The sequence below is a fragment of the Pseudomonas sp. GW821-FHT07F05 genome, assembly GCF_059418765.1.
In genome coordinates this window covers 83,521-103,994 of record NZ_JBWKQL010000003.1, presented here as the reverse complement: position 1 = coordinate 103,994, position 20,474 = coordinate 83,521, and the positions used below count along the sequence as shown (strand labels likewise).

The window sequence follows — 20,474 nt, the reverse complement described above, 5'->3', positions numbered from 1 at the left end:
GCGTTTATTTGCGGACGGCCCCCATGGTTGATTCTTACGACGACTCCTTCGACGGAGAGAAAAGCAAAACCCAGGTCAAACGAGAGCTTCACGCTCTGGTGGAGCTGGGCGAACGCTTGACGACATTCAAGCCCGATGTGCTGGCCAAGCTGCCTCTGACCGACCCTCTGCGTCGGGCATTGGCCGATGCTTCCAAGCACACCGCGCACATTGCGCGCAAACGCCACATTCAATTCATCGGCAAGCTGATGCGCGATCAGGATCTGGATGAAATCCTGGTGCTGCTCGATCAGCTCGACGCTTCTACGCGCCAGTACAACGAGCGCTTCCACAATCTGGAACGCTGGCGTGATCGCCTGGTGACCGGTACCGACGACGTGCTTGAGCAGTTCGTCAGTGAATACCCGGACGCCGACCGTCAGCAACTGCGCTCGCTGATCCGTCAGGCTCAGCATGAAGCCGCGCAGAACAAGGCCCCTACCGCGACCCGCAAAATCTTCAAATACATCCGCGAGCTAGACGAAAGCAAACGCGGACTGCGCTAGAACTGCTGCGCCGTTTGAATCACTCAACCGGCGCAAGCCCCTCGATTATCAAGCCCCGCCTGTGCCACCAACGGTGATCGCATCGATCTTCAGCGTGGGCTGACCGACGCCGACTGGAACCGATTGACCGTCCTTGCCGCAGGTGCCCACGCCACTGTCCAGGGACAGATCGTTGCCGACCATCGACACGCGGCTCATGCATTCCGGGCCGTTACCAATCAGCGTCGCGCCTTTGACCGGTGCGGTGATTTTGCCGTCTTCGATCAGATAGGCCTCGCTGGTGGAGAACACGAACTTGCCGCTGGTGATATCGACCTGCCCGCCACCGAGGTTGGCGCAGTAGATCCCGCGCTTGACCGAGGCGATGATTTCCTCCGGATCACTCTGGCCGCCGAGCATGTAGGTATTGGTCATGCGCGGCATCGGCAGGTGCGCGTAAGACTCGCGACGACCATTGCCCGTGCGCGCGACGCCCATCAGCCGTGCGTTGAGCTTGTCTTGCATGTAGCCCTTGAGCACGCCGTTTTCGATCAGCGTGGTGCACTCGGTCGGGGTGCCTTCGTCATCGACGGTGAGAGAACCGCGGCGATCGGCCAACGTGCCGTCATCGACAATAGTGCAGAGTTTCGACGCAACCATCTCGCCCATGCGACCGCTGTATGCCGAGCTGCCCTTGCGGTTGAAGTCGCCCTCAAGGCCGTGGCCGACCGCTTCGTGCAGCAGCACGCCGGACCAGCCGGAACCCAACACCACCGGCAAGGTGCCCGCCGGCGCCGGAATGGCTTCGAGATTGACCAGCGCCTGACGCAGCGCTTCACGGGCATAGCCCATGGCGCGGTCGTCGCTGAGGAAATAACGGTAATCGGTGCGACCGCCGCCGCCATGGCCGCCGCGCTCACGACGGCCGTTCTGCTCGACGATCACGCTGACGTTGAAACGCACCAGCGGACGGACGTCGGCGGCAAGACCGCCGTCAGTGGAGGCGACAAGAATGCGTTCCCAGACACCGGCCATGCTCACGGTGACTTGCTGAATGCGCGGGTCAAGCGCACGGGTAGCGGCGTCGACACGCTTGAGCAATTCGACTTTCTCGGCGCGGGTCATGACTTCCAGCGGGTTGTCCGGCGCGTACAGCTGGGCGACGTCCTGGGTGGTGAACGCCTGAACACGACCGTTCTGGCCCGCGCGGGAAATCGAGCGCGCGGCGCGCGCCGCCTGGGTCAAAGCTTCAGGGGTGATGGCGTTGCTGTAGGCAAAGCCGGTTTTCTCACCCGATTGCGCGCGGACGCCGACGCCCTGGTCCAGGTTGAAACTGCCTTCCTTGACGATGCCGTCTTCCAGCGCCCAGGACTCGGAAATCTGCCCCTGAAAATACAGGTCGGCCGCATCAATGCCGGGGCCGGCCAGCTCGCCGAGCACCGATTGCAGGCTGTCGATGCTCAGGCCGCCTGGTGCCAGAAGGTGTTCGCTGACAGAGGACAAGTGGCTCATATTCACTCCGGGGTATTGGCAGGTCGCACGGCGGCCTGCGAAAAAAATCGCCGGTGATTCGATACCGGCATGCGCGCCCGTATGGACGCTTGTTCTACGCTGTCTCGTTCGGCCAGCAGCACGGCTTCACCCTGTGCCTGCTCGGCCAGCACGCGGCCCCATGGATCTATGATCGCCGCGTGCCCAAATGTTTCTCTCGGCCCCGGATGAATGCCGCCTTGCGCCGCCGCCAGCACGTAGCACTGGGTTTCGATGGCCCGGGCGCGCAACAGAATCTCCCAGTGCGCCGCGCCGGTCACGGCGGTAAAGGCCGACGGCGCGGTGATCAATTCAGCCCCCGCCTCCCGCAGCGCGGTGTACAGCTCCGGGAAACGCAGGTCGTAACACACCGAAAGCCCCAGCCTGCCGACCGGCGTGTCAGCCACTACGACATTGTTGCCGTGGGCGTAATCGTCGGATTCCCGGTACCGCCCTCGGGCATCGGCAACATCGACGTCGAACAGGTGCAGCTTGTCGTAACGCGCGACTTGCTGGCCCTGGTCGTCGATCAGCAGCGAGCATGCGGTGACTTTGCCATCAGGCTGACCTTCAGGGGGCAGCGGCAATGTCCCGGCCACTATCCATAAGGTGAGGTCGCGAGCGGCAAGTTTCAACCATGGCAGGATCGGTCCTTCGCCAAGGGCCTCGGCGCGGCCAATGGCAGCCACATCACGACGGCCCATCGCGGCGAAGTTTTCAGGGAGCACAGCCAGTTTCGCACCTGACGCAGCGGCCTGTTCCAGCAATCGACGCGCCTGGGCCAGATTGCCGAGCACGTCGCTCTGACTGACCATCTGAATGACTGCGAAGGACATACACGCTCCCTGATCGATAGAACTGCACTCTACTCCAAGCGCTGAGGATTGGGCTTGTTCGACACGCTCATTTCAGCCTACTGGGACCGCATTCACCCAGTAGGACCAGCTTTAGCCGGGAAGGCGCCGGAAACCACACCACAAAACTGTCGGTGTTCAAACCGGCCTCTTCCCGGCTGAAGCCGGTCCCACTGACACCGGAGTACTTAGTGGGACCGGCTTTAGCCGGGAAGGCGTCGAGTGTCACACCGCAGATTCATTTGCCGGGCGTTACACCTCACTGCGGTTTCTCGAACGGCTTGTCGAAGGTGATCTTCGGTTCTTTCCATGGCCCTTCGACCTTGTACTGGACACTGGCGAAGCGCGATACGCGATCACCTAACAACTTATCGACCAGAAACAACGCGCCGCCAATCGCCGGCGCGCCGACGATCAATGCGGCAATCGGCAGGTTGTTGGTCACCGGCAAGGTCACCAGCAGCTTGGCGTCGACGCGGTCGCGGACCATGTCCAGCGTGCCGTCGAGCTCAAGGTTGGTGGAAGGCCCGGTCATGGTGATCGGATCGCGGGTGACGTACACCCCATCGCTCGCCACCAGCAGCCCTTTGACCTTGTCGTAGCTCAGCCCCTTGCCCAGCAGGTCGGAGAAGTCCAGGCGCAGACGCCGGCCAATCGAATTGAAGTTGAGCAAGCCGAACACACGCAACGCCTGCGCGCCACCCTCGACCTCAACGAACTGGCCATTCTTCAGCGTCGCATCCAGGCTGCCGGAATAACGCTTCAACCCCACCCACGCAGGCGAACCCGGCCAACGTCCGTCGGCGTTCAGCTCGAACTCCTGACTGGTGACGGTGGGCGCGAAGCCCCAGGCCTTGAGCACATCCGCGAGATTCTTGCCGCTCACTTGGCCTTTGAACCAACTGCCCGTCGTCCCCGGCGTGCCTTCCCAACCGCCATTGCCCAGCAGCGCAATACCTTTGAGGCCCAAATTCATGTCAGACATCTGGAGACCGTTCGGCGTCGGACGGACCTTGAGCGACCACGCGCCCATCAACTGATCGCCCTGAAACAGCTGGGTGATCTTGATGTTCAGCGCGGGGATCTTGCGCGGGTCGACATCCGCCAATGGGTCTGGCGCGTTTTCCACAACTGCGGCGTTCGGGTCCGGCGCGGGCAAGCGCACGTAGAGCAGGCTGATGTCGATCGGCGCGGTTTTGCTGTCCGGCAACGTGGCAGTGCCTTTCACCTTCGAGCTGTCCAGCGATAGCGCCCATGCAGTATCACTGCGCTTGAGCTGAACGCCGGCCTGCTCCAGGGTCGTGCCCATCGCGGTCAACTTGCCGATCTGCAAGTCGACGCTATTGAGCAACTGCTTGGCGCTGCCGCCCGGGTCGGTGCCAGCGTAACGCTCAGCCATGGCTTGCCAGGGCGCGATGTCCAGCTCCGACAACGAGCCGCGAACACGCAGCCCCTTGCTGTCCGGCACGATCGCACCGCCTTCACCGAGGAACAGCTCGCCACGCCCGTCGCCGAATTTACCCGGCGGCGACGCGAACGCCAGATTGGCGATATTGCCGTAGCCGACGTCGATACGCCGTTCCGGGCCTTGCAGGTTCATGCGGAAATCGGTGTCGCGCGTCTCATCAACGGTTTTGCCGAACGGAGCCGGCAGATCCACCGCCAGCCCTTTCAGGTCCGAGTTGATCTGCAGCTGGCTGGCGTTGCCGCTCAATGTCAGCTGCAGCTGATAGGGCAGATCCCCCGAAATCGGCAGAGGCTGCGTGACGCCCAGCCAATCGGTAAGGCGTTTGCTGGCAATCTGGCTGCTGGCGGTGATGCGCGTCACCGGCGCCCCCGGTTTGCCTTCGGCGAAAATCTCGGCGTTGACCGGTTTGTCGAACGCAACGGCCTTGATGTTCTTGCCGCTCAGGCCTTTGGTGTAATCGAAGCGGAAGTCACCGCGCAGTTGCGTCAGCTCCAGCACCGGATCGGCGAGCTTGAGCCGCGCGCTGTCGGTACTGAAATCCATCACGACCTTGGGGTCCTGTCCCTTGACAAGCGGAATATCCAGATTGAGGTGCCCCTGCAACGGCCCTTCCGCCTGCCAGCCGGCGAAGGTCTGGGCGGTGCCGATTGGCGCTTCCTGGAGAATCTTCATGCCGTCCTGAAGACTGCCTTTCAGGTCACTGTCCACCAACAGATGGCTGGACTGCCCTGCCGGGACATGGGGAATGTCCACCGCGACATTGCTGACCTGGGTGTTCAGCAACTGACCCTTGTTGGCCCGAATGCGCACGCCGCTGTTCTCGACGAACACATCGCCGTCGACATTGTTCAGCTGCGGCCAGCCCGGTTGAAAGGCCAGGCTCGCGTTGCGCACCTTGAAGAACAGGCTGATGACCCGCGCCACGTCAGGCGCGTCCTTGTTGATCGAGCCCTGATACTGGAAGAAACCCTGATCGACTTTGCCGCCCAGAATCGCAGTGCGCAGCCATTGATCGAGGGCCGGGCTGAGCACGGCGGGCAGGTACTTGGAGGTGTAGCGACCGTCGCCGTCGACCAGGCCGACGCGCAGGTCCATGTAGTCTTCCTGGCTGTGATCGAAGTGCAGGCGAATGAGGAAATCGCTGGCGATGTTGCCCTCCTCCCCCGCGACCTTGATGTACGGCGCAATCAGCGTGAAGCCCTGATCGTCCAGCGACCAGGTCAACTTCGCATTGGCGTGACGGTACTTCCATTCGTTACGGAAGATCGGGTCCAGGTGCAGCATGAAATCGTCGGTGTCCAGGCGCAGTTCGCCCTGGCCCAGATCTCCGCTGATGGCCCCGCTGACGTTCCCCGCAGCCGGCGCGCCGTGGTAGGCGTCGAAACCGACCTTGTCCAGGTTGGCGGCGAAGCTCACTCGTTTCGGCGCCTCGGCCTGAGGGCGGTAATCAACCAGCACGTTGCGCAGCCCGCCGGTGACCTTCAGGCGGTCCACCGCCACCATGACTTGGTCGGGCAACGGCGCCAGTGAGTCGAGCAACGGCGTGATGGGCGTCAGATCAAGCCGGTCAGCCTGGACGTGCCACAGTTCTTCGGCGTCAGCCGTGGCGGCGGTCTGTTGCAAGTGAATGCGGCTTTCCCAACGCTTGCTGTTCAGGTCCATCGCCAGCGAGTCGAGGGTGGCGCTGAAGCCTTTTTCGTCGCGCTTAAACCAGGCGTTGAGGGCCAGGTTGTCGATGCTCGCGGGTTTGCGGTCGGCGTAGGCGCCTTTGAACTGCGGCGCATTCAGCCGCACCGCGGCACTTTGCAGATTGCCCTTGCCCCAGTTCAGCCACACCTCACCGCCGGCCTTGAGGTTCTGGATCTTCCAGTCGCGGGTGAGGCTCTTCGGCAGCCACTTCGACCAGTCGCTTTGCGGGAGGCTCAAGTACGCTTCGGCCGCACCGTCGCGCCACTCATGGGCGCGCAGGGTAGAGCGAACGTTCAGCGACAGCGGCTGGCCGTCAGGCAGGTTCAGGCGAGCGTCGAGGCGCTGGTGCACGCTGCCGGTCTTCAGCGTCAGGCTTACATAGGTCAGCGTCAGGGGCGACTGATCGTAGGGCTGCAAGGTGATCTGGCTGTCGAACAACGAAAGGTGCGAGACCATCTGCATCTGAGTGAGGATTTTCTCGGGATCGGTGACCTGATCCGGCTGTACGGGCAGGCCTTGCAGTGCCCAGTGGCCGTTCTGGTCTTCTTTCAGGCCGAACTGCAGCCCGTCCAGCTCAAGCCGTTCGAGGCGCACTTCACGGGTCCGCAGGCTGGCGAGCAGGTCAGGCATGGCCCGCACGTGATCGAGCCGAACGGCGTTGCCGCCCTCGCCGATCATTACGTCACGGGCGACGAAGATGGGGGCGAAGCCGCTCCAGCTGCCTTCCAGCCGACCGATGCTCACCGGCATGCCCAGCGCGGTCTGCGCCTTGGCTTCCACGTCGGCACGGTATTCGGCCACCATCGGCACCAACTGACGCCCGACGCTCACGTACAGCGCGACCAGCACCACGAAAAGGGCGCACAGACTCAGGCCCCAACGGGTCAGCACAGCCAGAAACCGGGTCAGACGCTCCATGTCGCTGCGCCTCCGCAAAAACGGCCTGCATATGGCATCCGGCCCAATCGTGCAGGTGCGGGTACGTCCAGGTTGTGCTCAATCGCCACGCGTTGTTCTCTTTGGACGGCATCCGTTCCGTCTGCCTCAAGGGCACTGTTTTCTGTCTTCAACTGCACCGCCACTCGGCAGCACGGCGCATCACGCACTCTCAGAGCAGCACGACGTCATATTGTTCCTGGGAGTACATGGTCTCGACCTGAAAACGAATGGTTCTGCCGATGAACACTTCCAGTTCGGCCACGTTGCCGGATTCTTCGTCAAGCAGCCGGTCGACCACCTTCTGATTGGCCAGCACGCGATAACCCACCGCCTGATAAGCGCGGGCTTCACGCAATATCTCGCGGAATATCTCGTAGCAGATGGTTTCCGGGGTCTTCAGCTTGCCACGGCCCTGGCAACTGCTGCACGGCTCGCACAGCACTTGCTCCAGACTTTCCCGGGTGCGCTTGCGCGTCATCTGCACCAGACCCAGTTCGGTGATGCCGATGATGTTGGTTTTCGCGTGATCGCGCTCAAGCTGTTTTTCGAGGGTCCGCAAGACTTGACGCTGATGCTCGGCGTCTTCCATGTCGATGAAATCGATGATGATGATGCCGCCGATATTGCGCAGCCGAAGCTGTCGGGCAATGGCAGTCGCCGCTTCAAGATTGGTCTTGAAGATGGTCTCTTCGAGGTTGCGATGGCCGACGAACGCACCGGTGTTGACGTCGATGGTGGTCATGGCTTCGGCAGGATCGATCACCAGATAACCGCCGGACTTGAGCGGCACCTTGCGGTCCAGCGCCCGCTGAATCTCATCCTCGACGCCATACAGGTCGAAGATCGGCCGCTCGCCAGGGTAGTGCTCAAGACGGTCGGCGATCTCCGGCATCAGTTCGGCAACGAACTGGGTGGTCTTCTGGAAGGTTTCGCGGGAATCGATGCGGATCTTCTCGGTGCGCGGGCTGACCAGGTCGCGCAAGGTGCGCAGCGCCAGGCCGAGGTCTTCGTAGATCACGCTGGCCGGGCTGATGGTTTTGATCTGCTCGCCAATCTGGTCCCAGAGCCTGCGCAGGTAGCGGATGTCCATCATGATCTCGTCGGCGCCTGCACCCTCGGCCGCCGTGCGCAGGATGAAACCGCCCTTCTCCTTGATCCCTTCCTTGGCGACGCAATCGCTGACCACTTGTTTCAGGCGCTCGCGCTCGGCTTCGTCTTCGATTTTCAGGGAAATGCCGACATGGGCCGTGCGTGGCATGTACACGAGGTAGCGAGACGGAATCGACAGTTGAGTCGTCAGCCGTGCGCCTTTGCTACCGATCGGGTCTTTGGTGACCTGCACCACCAGACTCTGGCCGTCGTGGACCAGCGAACTGATGGTCTCCACGGCCGGCCCTTCGCGCATGGAGATTTCCGAGGCGTGAATGAACGCCGCGCGGTCCAGACCGATGTCGATGAACGCCGCCTGCATCCCAGGCAGCACGCGCACGACCTTGCCCTTGTAGATATTGCCCACGATCCCGCGACGCTGGGTGCGTTCGACGTGCACCTCTTGCAACACCCCGTTCTCAACGACCGCCACGCGCGATTCCATCGGCGTGATGTTGATCAGAATCTCTTCACTCATGACTTGTCACCTTCCGGGCGTTGCCAACAGGGTATGCCGAAACGCTGGAGGATTTCTGCGGTTTCGCACAAGGGCAAACCGACCACGGCGGAATAACTGCCACTGAGGTTTTCCACGAACACCGCGCCCAGGCCTTGAATACCGTAGCCGCCGGCCTTGTCGCAGGGCTCGCCGCTGGCCCAGTAACGGCGGGCCTCGTCCTCCGGGATCGCCCGGAAACGGACACGGCTGGTGACGGTTCGGGTTTCGCAGCGCTCTTCATGGACCACGGCGATGGCGGTCAGGACTTCGTGTTCTCGGTTCGAGAGTGCGGCAAGCATCGCCAGCGCCTCGGCCTCGTCCGCCGGTTTGCCGAGGATGCGGCCGTCGAGGACCACGGCGGTGTCGGCGCCGAGGACGCAGGCGGTAGGGTACGCAGGATCGTTGGCGAGCTGCAGCAGGCCGGCGTCCGCCTTGCCACGGGCCAGCCGCAGGACGTACGCGGCAGGGGTTTCGTTGGCCAGAGGGGTTTCGTCGATGTCAGCGCTAAGGGTCGTGAACGGCACGCCGATCTGGGTCAGCAGCTCACGACGGCGCGGGGAGCCGGAGGCAAGAAGAAGTTGAGGCATGGGACGTCTCCGTGTCGTTGATCACAAGCGTAGCCTTGGTGCAGACCGCTGACGTGATGGTGGTCACACCGGCGTCTTCCCGGCTGAAGCCGGTCCCACTAAAGCATCGCATTCATCCTGTGGGACCGGCTTTAGCCGGGAAAGCATCGGGTGTCACACCGCAGAACCGATGGCGCCCATACCGGCCTCTTCCCGGCTGAAGCCGGTCCCACTAAAGCATCGCATTCATCCTGTGGGACCGGCTTTAGCCGGGAAAGCGTCGGGTGTCACACCGCAGAACTGATGGCGCCCATACCGGCCTCTTCCCGGCTGAAGCCGGTCCTACTGAAACAGACCGCAGCCGGTCCCACTGAATGGTATTGCTCAGTTGATCTTCAACCGCAAACGCAATCCGCGCAGGCCGTAGCTGACCCATGGCCAGAGCAATGCGCTGACCAACGCCGGGAGCACAAGTGCCAAGGTCGGTTGACGGTTACCGGTCAGGGCGCTGAGCCATAGCTGCACCAGCTGCGCGAGACCGAAAATCACCAGGATCACCAGGCACTGCTGCCACATCGGGAACATCCGCAGACGCTGCTGCAACGACAGCACGAGAAAGGTAATCAGCGTGAGGATCAATGCGTTCTGCCCCAGCAACGTGCCGTACAGCACATCCTCGGCCAGCCCCAGCATCCACGCCGTGACCATGCCGATCTTGTGCGGCAACGCCAATGCCCAGAAGGCCAACAGCAGCGCCAGCCACAAAGGCCGAAATATTTCCATGAACTGCGGCAGCGGCGAAACGCTGAGCAGCAGGCCGATGGCGAAGGTCAGCCAGACCACCCAGCCGTTCCGTGCGGGAGCATGACGCGCCATTATTCTTCCCTCTCGCGTGGAGCGGCCGGGGTCGCAGCAGGTGTCGCCGGTCGGGTAGCGGCAGGCTTTGCCGCAGGTTTAGCGGCCGGCTTGCTGGTCGCGGGCTTGGCAGCCGTGGTCGCCGCCGGTGCGGTGGTTGCCGGAGCAGGCGAGCTGTTGGCGTTGGCAGGCGTCGACGAAGAACTGTGCACGGCCGGTTTCGGCACGGTGGCCGGAACCACCGCTTTGTTCGGCGTGGCGGCAGGCGCGGCACCCGGCACAGTAGCCGATGGCACTGCCGACGGATCAGCCGCCTGACGATCAAGGGATTCCTGCTGCTGGGCGGCGTCGGCAGCGCGCTCTTCAGGGGAACGGCCGTCGGAGAACACCAGCAACAGATAACGGCTGCGGTTCAGCGCGGCCGTCGGCACCGCCCGCACGATGGCAAAGGGCTGGCCGGAGTCGTGAATCACTTCCTTGACCGTCGCCACCGGGTAACCCGCCGGGAAACGCTGACCCAGGCCGGAACTCACCAGCAGATCGCCTTCCTTGATGTCAGCGGTGTCGGCCACATGGCGCAGCTCAAGGCGTTCCGGATTGCCGGTGCCACTGGCAATCGCGCGCAGGCCATTGCGGTTCACCTGCACCGGAATGCTGTGGGTGGTGTCGGTCAGCAGCAGCACGCGGGACGTGTACGGCATCAACTCGACCACTTGACCCATCAGCCCGCGTGCGTCAAGCACCGGTTGACCGAGGACCACACCGTCGCGCTCACCCTTGTTGATGATGATGCGATGGGTAAACGGGTTGGGGTCCATGCCGATCAGCTCGGCGACTTCGACTTTCTCGTTGACCAGCGCCGACGAATTCAACAACTCGCGCAAGCGCACGTTCTGCTCGGTCAGGGCGGCCAGCTTTTGCAGGCGGCCTTGCAGCAGCAGGTTCTCGGTCTTGAGTTTTTCGTTTTCGGCGGCGAGTTCGGTGCGGCTGCCAAACTGGCTGGCGACGCCCTGATATAAACGCTCGGGCAGATCGGCAATCCAGTAAGACTGCATCAGCACCAGAGACATCTGACTGCGGACAGGCTTGAGCAAGGTGAAACGCGCGTCCACGACCATGATGGCCACAGACAGCACGACCAGCACCAGTAGACGGACGCCCAGGGACGGGCCCTTGGAGAAAAGCGGTTTAATGGGCCGCTCCTTCCAGAGATGCGTGCAGAGGTGCTTGAGTGTGGCTGTGCTTATTCATGCGACATGAAACCGGCCTGATGCGGGTTGATGGAAATGCAGGGCGTCAGACTTGCAACATCGCTGCGCGACGTCAACAGGTCGGACACGAACAGGCAGCACGGTGAGGTGCTGCCCGTTAAGCGCAACATGCTGCGTTCCGGCGACTTATTCGCTGGAGAGCAGGTCCATGGTGTGCTTGTCCATCATTTCCAGCGCACGACCACCGCCACGCGCGACGCAGGTCAGCGGGTCTTCGGCAACGATTACCGGCAGACCGGTTTCCTGGGCCAGCAGCTTGTCGAGGTCACGCAGCAACGCGCCACCACCGGTCAGCACCAGACCGCGCTCGGCGATGTCCGAAGCCAGCTCTGGCGGAGATTGCTCCAGCGCACTTTTCACGGCCTGAACGATGGTTGCGAGGGATTCCTGCAACGCCTCCAGCACTTCGTTGGAGTTCAGGGTGAAGGCACGTGGGACGCCTTCGGCCAGGTTGCGGCCGCGTACGTCGACTTCACGCACTTCGCCGCCCGGGTAGGCCGTGCCAATTTCCTGCTTAATGCGCTCGGCAGTGGATTCGCCGATCAGGCTGCCGTAGTTGCGACGCACGTAAGTGATGATCGCTTCGTCGAAACGGTCGCCACCGACACGGACGGATTCGGCATACACGACGCCGTTCAGGGAGATCAGCGCGATCTCAGTGGTACCGCCACCGATGTCGACGACCATCGAACCGCGGGCTTCTTCGACCGGCAGGCCGGCACCGATGGCCGCAGCCATCGGCTCTTCGATCAGGAATACTTCACGTGCACCGGCGCCCAGCGCGGATTCACGGATCGCACGACGCTCGACCTGGGTCGATTTGCACGGAACGCAGATCAGTACGCGAGGGCTTGGCTGCAGGAAGCTGTTCTCGTGAACCTTGTTGATGAAGTACTGGAGCATTTTTTCGCAGACGCTGAAATCGGCGATGACGCCGTCTTTCATCGGGCGAATGGCGGCGATATTGCCCGGGGTACGGCCCAGCATCCGCTTGGCTTCCATCCCGACAGCAACAACGCTCTTCTGATTTCCGTGGGTCCGAATGGCCACAACTGATGGCTCATTCAGCACAATGCCGCGCTCACGCACGTAAATAAGGGTGTTGGCAGTGCCCAGGTCGATGGAAAGATCGCTGGAAAACATGCCACGCAGTTTCTTGAACATGGGGAAAGGACCCTAGGCAACGCGTGGGTAAAAAAGTGCGGCAAACTCTAACAACGACAGGGATTTTGGGCAAGGAGCCAATATGTTAAATTGGCGGTTTTTCCGAGCACTACCCTGGTAGATCGCGGCCTTATGACCGTTTAAAGGGCGTAGTGTTCCGCAATCTGACGTACGGCCTGGCCCGTACGCATTCCACTGGAGAACCCCATGGCGCTTGATCGCTCCGACGTGGAAAAAATCGCTCATCTGGCCCGACTGGGCCTCAATGACGCCGATATCCCGCGTACTACTGAAGCACTGAACAGCATTCTCGGGCTGATTGACCAGATGCAGGCGGTCGATACCACCGGCATCGAGCCCCTCGCGCATCCCCTTGAAGCCTCGCAACGCCTGCGTGTAGACGCCGTGACCGAGGTCAATCATCGCGACGCCTATCAAGCCATCGCACCAGCGGTCCAAGACGGCCTTTATCTGGTTCCGAAAGTCCTCGACTAAGGGAATGTGCCTGCAATGCATCAAATGACTCTGGCAGAGATCGCTCGCGGACTCGCCGATAAAAAGTTTTCCTCCGAAGAACTGACCCGCACTCTGCTGGCGCGCATCGCCCAGCTGGATCCGCAGCTCAATAGCTTCATTACTGTCACCGAAGACCTGGCGATCACCCAGGCCCAGGCCGCCGACGCCCGTCGCGCGGCAGGCGAAACCGGCGCGCTGCTGGGCGCTCCTCTGGCGCACAAGGACCTCTTCTGCACCAAGGGCATTCGCACCAGCTGCGCGTCGAAGATGCTCGACAACTTCAAGGCGCCCTACGACGCCACCGTGGTTGCCAAGCTCGCCGCCGCCGGCACCGTGACCCTGGGCAAGACCAACATGGACGAATTCGCCATGGGGTCGGCCAACGAATCCAGCCATTACGGCGCGGTGAAAAACCCGTGGAACCTGGAGCACGTCCCGGGCGGCTCGTCCGGCGGTTCAGCTGCGGCGGTTGCCGCGCGTCTGCTGCCCGGCGCCACCGGCACCGACACCGGCGGTTCCATTCGCCAGCCTGCCGCACTGACCAACCTGACCGGCCTTAAGCCGACTTACGGTCGCGTGTCGCGCTGGGGCATGATCGCCTACGCTTCCAGCCTCGATCAGGCCGGCCCGATGGCGCGTACCGCTGAAGACTGCGCGTTGCTGTTGCAAGGCATGGCGGGTTTCGACGTCAATGACTCCACCAGCATCGACGAGCCCGTGCCGGATTACAGCGCCAGCCTGAATGCCTCGCTGCAAGGCCTGCGCATTGGCGTGCCGAAGGAATACTTCAGCGCAGGTCTCGACCCCCGCATCGCCGATCTGGTCATGGCCAGCGTCGAGGAGCTGAAAAAGCTCGGCGCCGTGGTCAAGGAAATCAGCCTGCCGAACCTGCAACATGCGATTCCGGCTTACTACGTGATCGCGCCGGCCGAGGCTTCCTCGAACCTGTCGCGTTTCGACGGCGTGCGCTTCGGCTATCGCTGCGAAGACCCGAAAGACCTCACCGATCTGTACAACCGCTCCCGTGGCGAAGGCTTCGGCCCTGAAGTGCAGCGCCGGATCATGGTCGGCGCCTACGCGCTGTCGGCCGGTTACTACGACGCTTACTACTTGCAGGCGCAGAAGATCCGCCGCCTGATCAAGAACGACTTCATGAACGCGTTCGCTGAAGTCGACGTGATCCTCGGCCCGACCACGCCGAACCCGGCCTGGAAAATCGGCGCCAAGAATGCCGACCCGATCGCCGAGTATCTGGAAGACTTCTACACCATTACCGCCAACCTCGCGGGCCTGCCGGGCCTGTCGATGCCTGCCGGTTTCGCCGACGGCCTGCCGGTGGGCGTGCAACTGCTGGCGCCGTATTTCCAGGAAGGCCGCTTGCTGAACGTTGCCCATCAATATCAGCAAGTCACCGATTGGCACACCCGCTCGCCGGCTGGCTTCTAAGGAGAAAACACATGCAATGGGAAGTCGTCATCGGGCTGGAGATTCACACCCAGCTCACCACCCAATCGAAGATTTTCTCCGGTAGCGCCACCACGTTCGGCTCCGAGCCCAACACGCAGGCGAGCCTCGTCGACCTGGGCATGCCCGGCACGTTGCCGGTGCTGAACCAGGAAGCCGTGCAAATGGCGGTCAAGTTTGGCCTGGCCATCGACGCCGAGATCGGTCAGCACAACGTGTTCGCCCGCAAGAACTACTTCTACCCGGACCTGCCGAAGGGTTATCAGATCAGCCAGATGGAATTGCCGATCGTTGGCAAAGGCCACCTGGACATCACCCTGGAAGACGGCACCATCAAGCGCATCGGCGTGACCCGCGCCCACCTTGAAGAAGACGCCGGCAAGAGCCTGCACGAAGACTACAGCGGCATGACCGGCATCGACTTGAACCGCGCCGGTACGCCGTTGCTGGAGATCGTTTCCGAGCCGGACATGCGCTCGGCCAAAGAAGCCGTCGCCTACGTCAAGGCGATGCACGCGCTGGTTCGCTATCTCGGCATCTGCGACGGCAACATGGCCGAAGGCTCGCTGCGTTGCGACTGCAACGTGTCGATTCGTCCAAAAGGCCAGGTCGAGTACGGGACCCGCTGCGAGATCAAGAACGTCAACTCGTTCCGCTTCATCGAGAAAGCGATCAACAGCGAGATCCAGCGCCAGATCGACCTGATCGAAGACGGCGGCAAGGTCATTCAGCAGACTCGCCTGTACGATCCGAACACCAACGAAACCCGCGCCATGCGCAGTAAAGAGGAAGCCAACGACTACCGTTACTTCCCCGATCCTGACCTGTTGCCGGTGATCATCGAAGACGCGTTCCTGGAGCAGACCCGCGCCACCCTGCCGGAACTGCCGCCGCAAAAACGCGAGCGCTTCCAGTCGCAGTTCGGCTTGTCGCTGTACGACGCCAGTGTCCTGGCGTCCAGCCGCGAACAGGCGGACTTCTTCGAGAAGGTGGTGAGCATTTCCGGTGACGCGAAGCTCGCGGCCAACTGGGTGATGGTCGAGTTGGGTTCGTTGCTGAACAAGCAAGGCGTCGAGATCGACGAGTCGCCGGTCAGCGCTGAACAGTTGGGCGGCATGCTGCTGCGCATCAAGGACAACACCATTTCCGGCAAGATCGCGAAGATGGTGTTTGAGGCCATGGCTAATGGTGAAGGCAGCGCCGACGAGATCATCGAGCAGCGCGGCCTGAAGCAGGTCACCGACAGCGGCGCCATCGAATCGATGCTGGACGACGTCCTGGCTGCCAACGCCGAGCAGGTCGAGCAATACCGTGCGGCGGATGAAGCCAAACGCGGCAAAATGTTCGGCTTCTTCGTCGGGCAAGCGATGAAGGCATCGAAAGGCAAGGCCAACCCGGGCCAGGTCAACGAGCTGCTGAAGCGCAAGCTCGAAGGCTGAGTGCATTCACCCCAGTGATCGTTCCTGCGCCGGGCGCGGGAACGATCATCGCTTTCTGTAGGGACCCTGCCCCATGCAGCGAATCCTCGGCGCCTGCGCCCTGCTCTCTCTGCTGGCCGGCTGCGCCAGTGACGGCATCATCGACCCGCACGGTTACAACGCCACCGGCGGCGCCTCTTATTACGGCTCGCAACATCACGGTCAGCGCACCGCCAGCGGTGAACGCTTCGACGCCAATTCCCTGACCGCCGCGCATCCGCAATTGCCGTTCGGCACGCGCGTGCAAGTCACCAATCTGGACAACGACCGCAAGGTCATCGTCCGTATCAACGACCGCGGCCCGCACACCCGGGGGCGGCTGATTGATGTGTCACGTGCAGCCGCCGCGCAATTGGGTATGCTGCGCAGCGGAACCGCCCAAGTGCGGGTACAAGCCCTCGACGACTGACTGGTGCCCTGAATTCTCGCCCTAACGAATCTGCCCTTGCCCACCCTGATCGAGCTGGTCAGCGGCCTGCTGCTGATGATCATCGGCGCGCAACTGTCGGTGCGCGCTGCCGTGGCCCTGGCCGCCCTGCTCAAGACCCGCCCGCTGTTCCTCGGCCTGACCGTCGTCGCGCTGGGCAGCAGCGCCCCGCAACTGGCGGTCGGGTTGCAAGCGGCATTCACTGACAGCACCGACATTGCGGTCGGCAGCGTCATCGGCAGCAATATTTTCAACATATTGGTCACGCTGGGGCTGTCCGCCCTGATCATCCCGCTGCGCGTGGCCCGGCAACTGGTGCGCGTTGATCTGCCGCTGATGATCGCTGCCACCGCCCTGGTCGCGGCGCTGGCGTGGAATGGCGAGCTGAGCGCGCTGGACGGCGTCGTGCTGTTGCTGGGCATGGCGGCGTATCTGTTCGTTGTGGTCCGTCAGTTCGCCCACGGCGCGCGGCATGTGCCGAGAACAGACCTTGAGCCGCGCCGGCGCATCTGGCCGTTGCTGGGCCGTCTGGCACTCATGGCCTGCGGCCTGGCGCTGCTGACATTTGGCAGTCATCTGCTGGTCGGCGCGGCGGTCTCGGTGGCCCTGGATCTGGGCCTGTCGGAGCGGGTGATCGGCCTGACCGTGATCGCCGTCGCAACCTCGCTGCCCGCGCTGATGACCTCGCTGGTCGCCGCATTGCGCGGCGAGCGGGATATCGCAGTGGGCAATATCATTGGCAGCAACCTGTTCAACCTGCTGGGCGTGCTCGGCATCACGGCGCTAATTTCCACCGGGCCGTTGTCGATCTCGCCCAATGCGCTGGATTTCGATTTGCCGGTGATGCTGGGCGTGGCGGCGCTGTGCGTGCCGCTGTTCTATTCGGGGTACCGAATCACCCGGCTGGAGGGGCTATTGATGCTTGGGCTTTACGCGGTGTACGGGCTGCACATCGTTTCGTTTACCACGGGCATGCCACTGGCTGAGCGGCTGGAACGACTGATGATCCATTACGCGCTGCCGGTGATTGCGCTGTGCATTGTGGTGGGGACGGTGCGGGCGTGGCGGCGTCAGCATTGATTGGCGACAGCCCGAATCAAGACTAAATCCACCCGCCCCACTGCAGAATGAAAATCCCGACGTTGGTCGTCACCGCCGCCGCCAAGGTTGTCATGACGATAATCGACGCGGCCAGCTCGTGGTTGCCGTTGGCCGCGCGAACCATGACGAAACTGGCGGACGCCGTCGGGGCGCCGAAGTACAGAAACAGAATCCCCAGTTCCGCATGTCGGAAGCCCAGCAGCCACGCACCGAGCGTGCAGATCAGCGGCAGCCAGACCATCTTCATCAGGCTCGCGCTGATCGCCAGCGTGCCGCTCTCCCGCAACGACTTCAACGACAGCGTGCCGCCGATGCACATCAGCGCCAGCGGCAGGGTCATCTGCGCCAGATAGCTGCCGGAGGTGTCGAGCCATTTGGGGAGTGGGATCTGGAAATAGGCGAACGGCGCCGCGACGACAATGCTGATGATCAGCGGATTGGCCATGACGCTCTTGGTGATGCTCCACGGGTCGGACTTGATCACCGGGCTGTAGACCGCCAGCACGACGGTGGACAGGGTGTTGTAGAAAAGAATGACCAGCGCGGCGAGGATAGCACCGAGGGAAATGCCGTAGTCGCCGTACATGCTCGCGGCCAGGGCGAGGCCGATCACGCCGTTGTTGCCGCGAAACGCCCCTTGGGTGTAAGTGCCACGCTCGGCGAACGGCACGCGGTAGATCGCCCATCCCCACGACAGCGCGAAACCCGCCAGGGTGGCGACGATGAAGTAGATCAACACGCCCGGCTGAAACGCCGCGTGCAGGTCAGCGTGAATGATCCCCAGAAACAGCAGCGCCGGCATGGTGCAGTTGAACACCAGCGACGAAGCGGTGTGGATGAAGCTGTCGTTGATCCAGCCCACGCGCTTGAGCAACACGCCGAGGAACAGCATCGCGAACACCGGCGCGGTGATGTTCAGGGTTTCCAGAAAGATTGCCAGCATGCACGCCAAACCCTGAGCCGTCGTTAGGTGGCTAATGATAGGCCAGCGGCGCGGGAAGTGTTACCGGCAATTACGCAGTGGTCGTACAACCAAAGGGCTGCGTTAGGCGATGGGCGAAGGCTGCAGCTTCTTCTCGAACACTGAAATCCCGTCCAGATCCCGCAGCGTTACGGTCATCTCCCCGCTCTGACCGTCGATGTTCACCTCACCAAAAAACTGGAAGCCGGCGAAGGGTGAAGTGTTCTGCGCCGGGGGAGCTTTCTGGAACACCAGTTCAGGGCCGAAGGTTTTGTCCAACGTATTGGGCCCGAAGCTGCCGGCATTCAGCGGGCCGGCAACAAACTCCCAGAACGGATCAAAATCCTGAAACACCGCCTGATCCGGATGGTAGTGGTGAGCCGCGCAGTAATGCACATCGGCGGTCAGCCAGACGGTGTCGCGCACCTTCTGCTGGCGCAGGAAGCCCAGCAATTCGGCGACTTCCAGTTCGCGGCCTTTCGGCGCGCCGTTGTCGGTGTTGGCGATCGCTTCCCAGCGCATCACGCCGGGGCTGATCTCGCCATCGGGCACGCCAAGGCCAATGGGCATGTCGGCGGCGATGACTTTCCACTGAGCGCCAGAAGCTTGAAGTTCGCGTTTGAGCCAGTCCAGTTGCTGGCGGCCGAGGAATGCGGTGGTGGGTCCGGGTTTGTCGGCGAGATTGGCGTCGTTGCCGTCGCGGTAGCTGCGCATGTCGAGCACGAACACGTCGAGCATCGGGCCGTAAGCGATCTTGCGATAGACCCGCCCGCCGTTGTCGGCGCTCTGTAGGCGCATAGGGGAGTATTCGAGGAACGCCTGACGCCCGCGCTCCGCCAACAGCTGGATGTCTTTGACCTTATAGCGATCGTCGAGCTGCTTGCTCGGTGACCAGTTATTGGTCACTTCGTGGTCGTCCCACTGCCATATCTGCGGGACCTCGGCGTTGAAGCGCCGCACGTTTTCGTCCATCAGGTTGTAGCGGTAGGCGCCGCGGTATTCGTCGAGGGTTTCCGCGACCTTGCTCTTTTCTTCGGTGGTGATGTTGCGCCAGACGCGCCCGCCTTCGGTGACCACTTCAGCGGGCACCGGGCCGTCGGCGTAGATGGTGTCGCCGCTGTGGATGAAGAAGTCCGGCAAGCGCAGGCGCATGGCTTCGTAGATGCGCATGCCACCGATTTCGGGGTTGATGCCGAAGCCCTGGCCGACGGTGTCGCCGCTCCAGACGAAACGGATGTTGCGGCGATTGACCGGCACGCTGCGCAAGTGACCGAACCAGGGTTCGCTGGCGACGCCGGTTTGCGCGTCTTCGAAGAACACGCGATAGAAGATGGCTTGATCGGCCGGCAGGCCGGTCAGCTCGACGCGAGCGGTGAAGTCGGTGCGCTGGTCGGCGAGCAGCGAGACCGTGCGGCGCGGGTTGCTGAACATGCTGCGGGTGTCCCATTCGACCACCATGCGCGCCGGCCGGTCGCTGCGACTCCAGACCACCGCGCGATCGCCGAGCACGTCGCCGGACTGCACGCCGTCGGTCATCTTCGGCCGGTCCTTCACCGAAGCAATGACCGCCGGCGCAAGCCCCGGCAACAACAATCCGGCGCCAGCGGCCTGGATGATACGGCGGCGAGTCAGGTCGAACCGGGACATGTTTATCCTCCTCAAGCGAATGCCAAAAGAAGGACGCTAGCAGCGGATTGTTTGCGGGAGATGACAGGGCAGTGGGGTGAGGGCTGAATGTTGACCCTGGCTGGCACAAAATCCAGCGCCATACTTCGCCCCTGTGGGAGTGAGCTTGCTCGCGAACAGGCCGAACATGCAAAAGCATCTCTAGCGGCCGGACCGCGCACTTGTAGGACTGGCTTTAGCCGGGAAGGCGTCAGCATTCACACCAAAAATCTGATGGCGAACACACCGGCCTCTTCCCGGCTAAAGCCGGTCCCACTGACCGCATGCACTTTGTGGACTGGCTTTAGCCGGGAAGGCGTCGGTATTCACACCGCAATTTTGATGGTGTGCTGA

17 protein-coding genes are annotated in these 20,474 nt (G+C 62.4%); 6 read left to right on the top strand and 11 right to left on the bottom strand.

The window, feature by feature from the left end:
- Positions 1–23: 23 nt before the first annotated feature.
- Positions 24–545, top strand: a complete 522-nt coding sequence (yjgA, locus tag AC07RO_RS08215; protein WP_133776245.1) for a ribosome biogenesis factor YjgA — start codon at positions 24–26, stop codon at positions 543–545.
- A gap of 48 nt (positions 546–593) precedes the next feature.
- Here the strand turns inward: yjgA and tldD are convergent, their stop codons facing one another.
- From tldD to mreB, 9 genes are all read right to left on the bottom strand, one after another.
- Positions 594–2,036 carry a metalloprotease TldD gene (tldD, locus tag AC07RO_RS08210; protein WP_495085800.1) on the bottom strand — a complete coding sequence of 481 codons (1,443 nt, stop codon included), beginning with the start codon at positions 2,034–2,036 and terminating at the stop codon, positions 594–596.
- A 2-nt stretch (positions 2,037–2,038) separates the two neighbouring features.
- Positions 2,039–2,890, bottom strand: coding sequence for a carbon-nitrogen hydrolase family protein (locus tag AC07RO_RS08205; RefSeq protein WP_495085799.1), 852 nt, complete (start codon positions 2,888–2,890; stop codon positions 2,039–2,041).
- A gap of 277 nt (positions 2,891–3,167) precedes the next feature.
- The gene (locus AC07RO_RS08200) at positions 3,168–6,983 is read right to left on the bottom strand and encodes a YhdP family protein (RefSeq protein WP_495085798.1); all 3,816 of its coding nucleotides are present in this window, start codon (positions 6,981–6,983) and stop codon (positions 3,168–3,170) included.
- A gap of 190 nt (positions 6,984–7,173) precedes the next feature.
- Entirely contained in the window at positions 7,174–8,631 is a 1,458-nt protein-coding gene (gene rng, locus AC07RO_RS08195; protein ID WP_037012596.1) for a ribonuclease G, read from the bottom strand.
- Positions 8,628–9,239 (bottom strand): Maf family protein, encoded by a 612-nt coding sequence (locus AC07RO_RS08190; protein WP_237251256.1) that lies wholly within the window; start codon positions 9,237–9,239, stop codon positions 8,628–8,630. The genes rng and AC07RO_RS08190 overlap by 4 nt, the downstream gene beginning before the upstream one ends.
- Before the next feature lie 363 nt (positions 9,240–9,602).
- A complete protein-coding gene (mreD, locus tag AC07RO_RS08185) occupies positions 9,603–10,094 on the bottom strand; it encodes a rod shape-determining protein MreD (RefSeq protein WP_065990112.1) in 492 nt (163 codons plus the stop codon).
- The gene (mreC, locus tag AC07RO_RS08180) at positions 10,094–11,236 is read right to left on the bottom strand and encodes a rod shape-determining protein MreC (protein WP_495086028.1); all 1,143 of its coding nucleotides are present in this window, start codon (positions 11,234–11,236) and stop codon (positions 10,094–10,096) included. Before mreC ends, mreD begins: the two co-directional genes overlap by 1 nt.
- Positions 11,237–11,316: 80 nt before the next feature.
- Positions 11,317–11,454 carry a hypothetical protein gene (locus tag AC07RO_RS08175; protein ID WP_192170698.1) on the bottom strand — a complete coding sequence of 46 codons (138 nt, stop codon included), beginning with the start codon at positions 11,452–11,454 and terminating at the stop codon, positions 11,317–11,319.
- 16 nt (positions 11,455–11,470) lie between these two features.
- Entirely contained in the window at positions 11,471–12,508 is a 1,038-nt protein-coding gene (gene mreB / locus AC07RO_RS08170) for a rod shape-determining protein MreB (RefSeq protein ID WP_020292894.1), read from the bottom strand.
- 207 nt (positions 12,509–12,715) lie between these two features.
- Here mreB and gatC point away from each other — a divergent pair, with 207 nt between their 5' ends.
- From gatC to AC07RO_RS08145, 5 genes are all read left to right on the top strand, one after another.
- Complete coding sequence (gatC, locus tag AC07RO_RS08165; protein WP_122534975.1) at positions 12,716–13,003, top strand: Asp-tRNA(Asn)/Glu-tRNA(Gln) amidotransferase subunit GatC; 288 nt, start codon at positions 12,716–12,718, stop codon at positions 13,001–13,003.
- A gap of 15 nt (positions 13,004–13,018) precedes the next feature.
- Positions 13,019–14,470, top strand: a complete 1,452-nt coding sequence (gatA, locus tag AC07RO_RS08160; RefSeq protein ID WP_495085797.1) for an Asp-tRNA(Asn)/Glu-tRNA(Gln) amidotransferase subunit GatA — start codon at positions 13,019–13,021, stop codon at positions 14,468–14,470.
- Positions 14,471–14,481: 11 nt separating this feature from the next.
- Positions 14,482–15,927 (top strand): Asp-tRNA(Asn)/Glu-tRNA(Gln) amidotransferase subunit GatB, encoded by a 1,446-nt coding sequence (gene gatB / locus AC07RO_RS08155; RefSeq protein ID WP_192170696.1) that lies wholly within the window; start codon positions 14,482–14,484, stop codon positions 15,925–15,927.
- 73 nt (positions 15,928–16,000) lie between these two features.
- A complete protein-coding gene (locus AC07RO_RS08150; protein ID WP_495085796.1) occupies positions 16,001–16,375 on the top strand; it encodes a septal ring lytic transglycosylase RlpA family protein in 375 nt (124 codons plus the stop codon).
- A 45-nt stretch (positions 16,376–16,420) separates the two neighbouring features.
- Entirely contained in the window at positions 16,421–17,473 is a 1,053-nt protein-coding gene (locus tag AC07RO_RS08145; RefSeq protein ID WP_192171043.1) for a calcium/sodium antiporter, read from the top strand.
- A 22-nt stretch (positions 17,474–17,495) separates the two neighbouring features.
- Here AC07RO_RS08145 and AC07RO_RS08140 read toward each other — a convergent pair whose 3' ends face one another.
- Together AC07RO_RS08140 and AC07RO_RS08135 are read right to left on the bottom strand one after the other, a co-directional pair.
- Complete coding sequence (locus AC07RO_RS08140) at positions 17,496–18,437, bottom strand: AEC family transporter (RefSeq protein WP_133776254.1); 942 nt, start codon at positions 18,435–18,437, stop codon at positions 17,496–17,498.
- Positions 18,438–18,539: 102 nt separating this feature from the next.
- Positions 18,540–20,102: an alkaline phosphatase D family protein gene (locus tag AC07RO_RS08135; RefSeq protein ID WP_495085795.1), complete on the bottom strand. Its 1,563-nt coding sequence runs from the start codon at positions 20,100–20,102 to the stop codon at positions 18,540–18,542.
- Between the last annotated feature and the right edge of the window lie 372 nt (positions 20,103–20,474).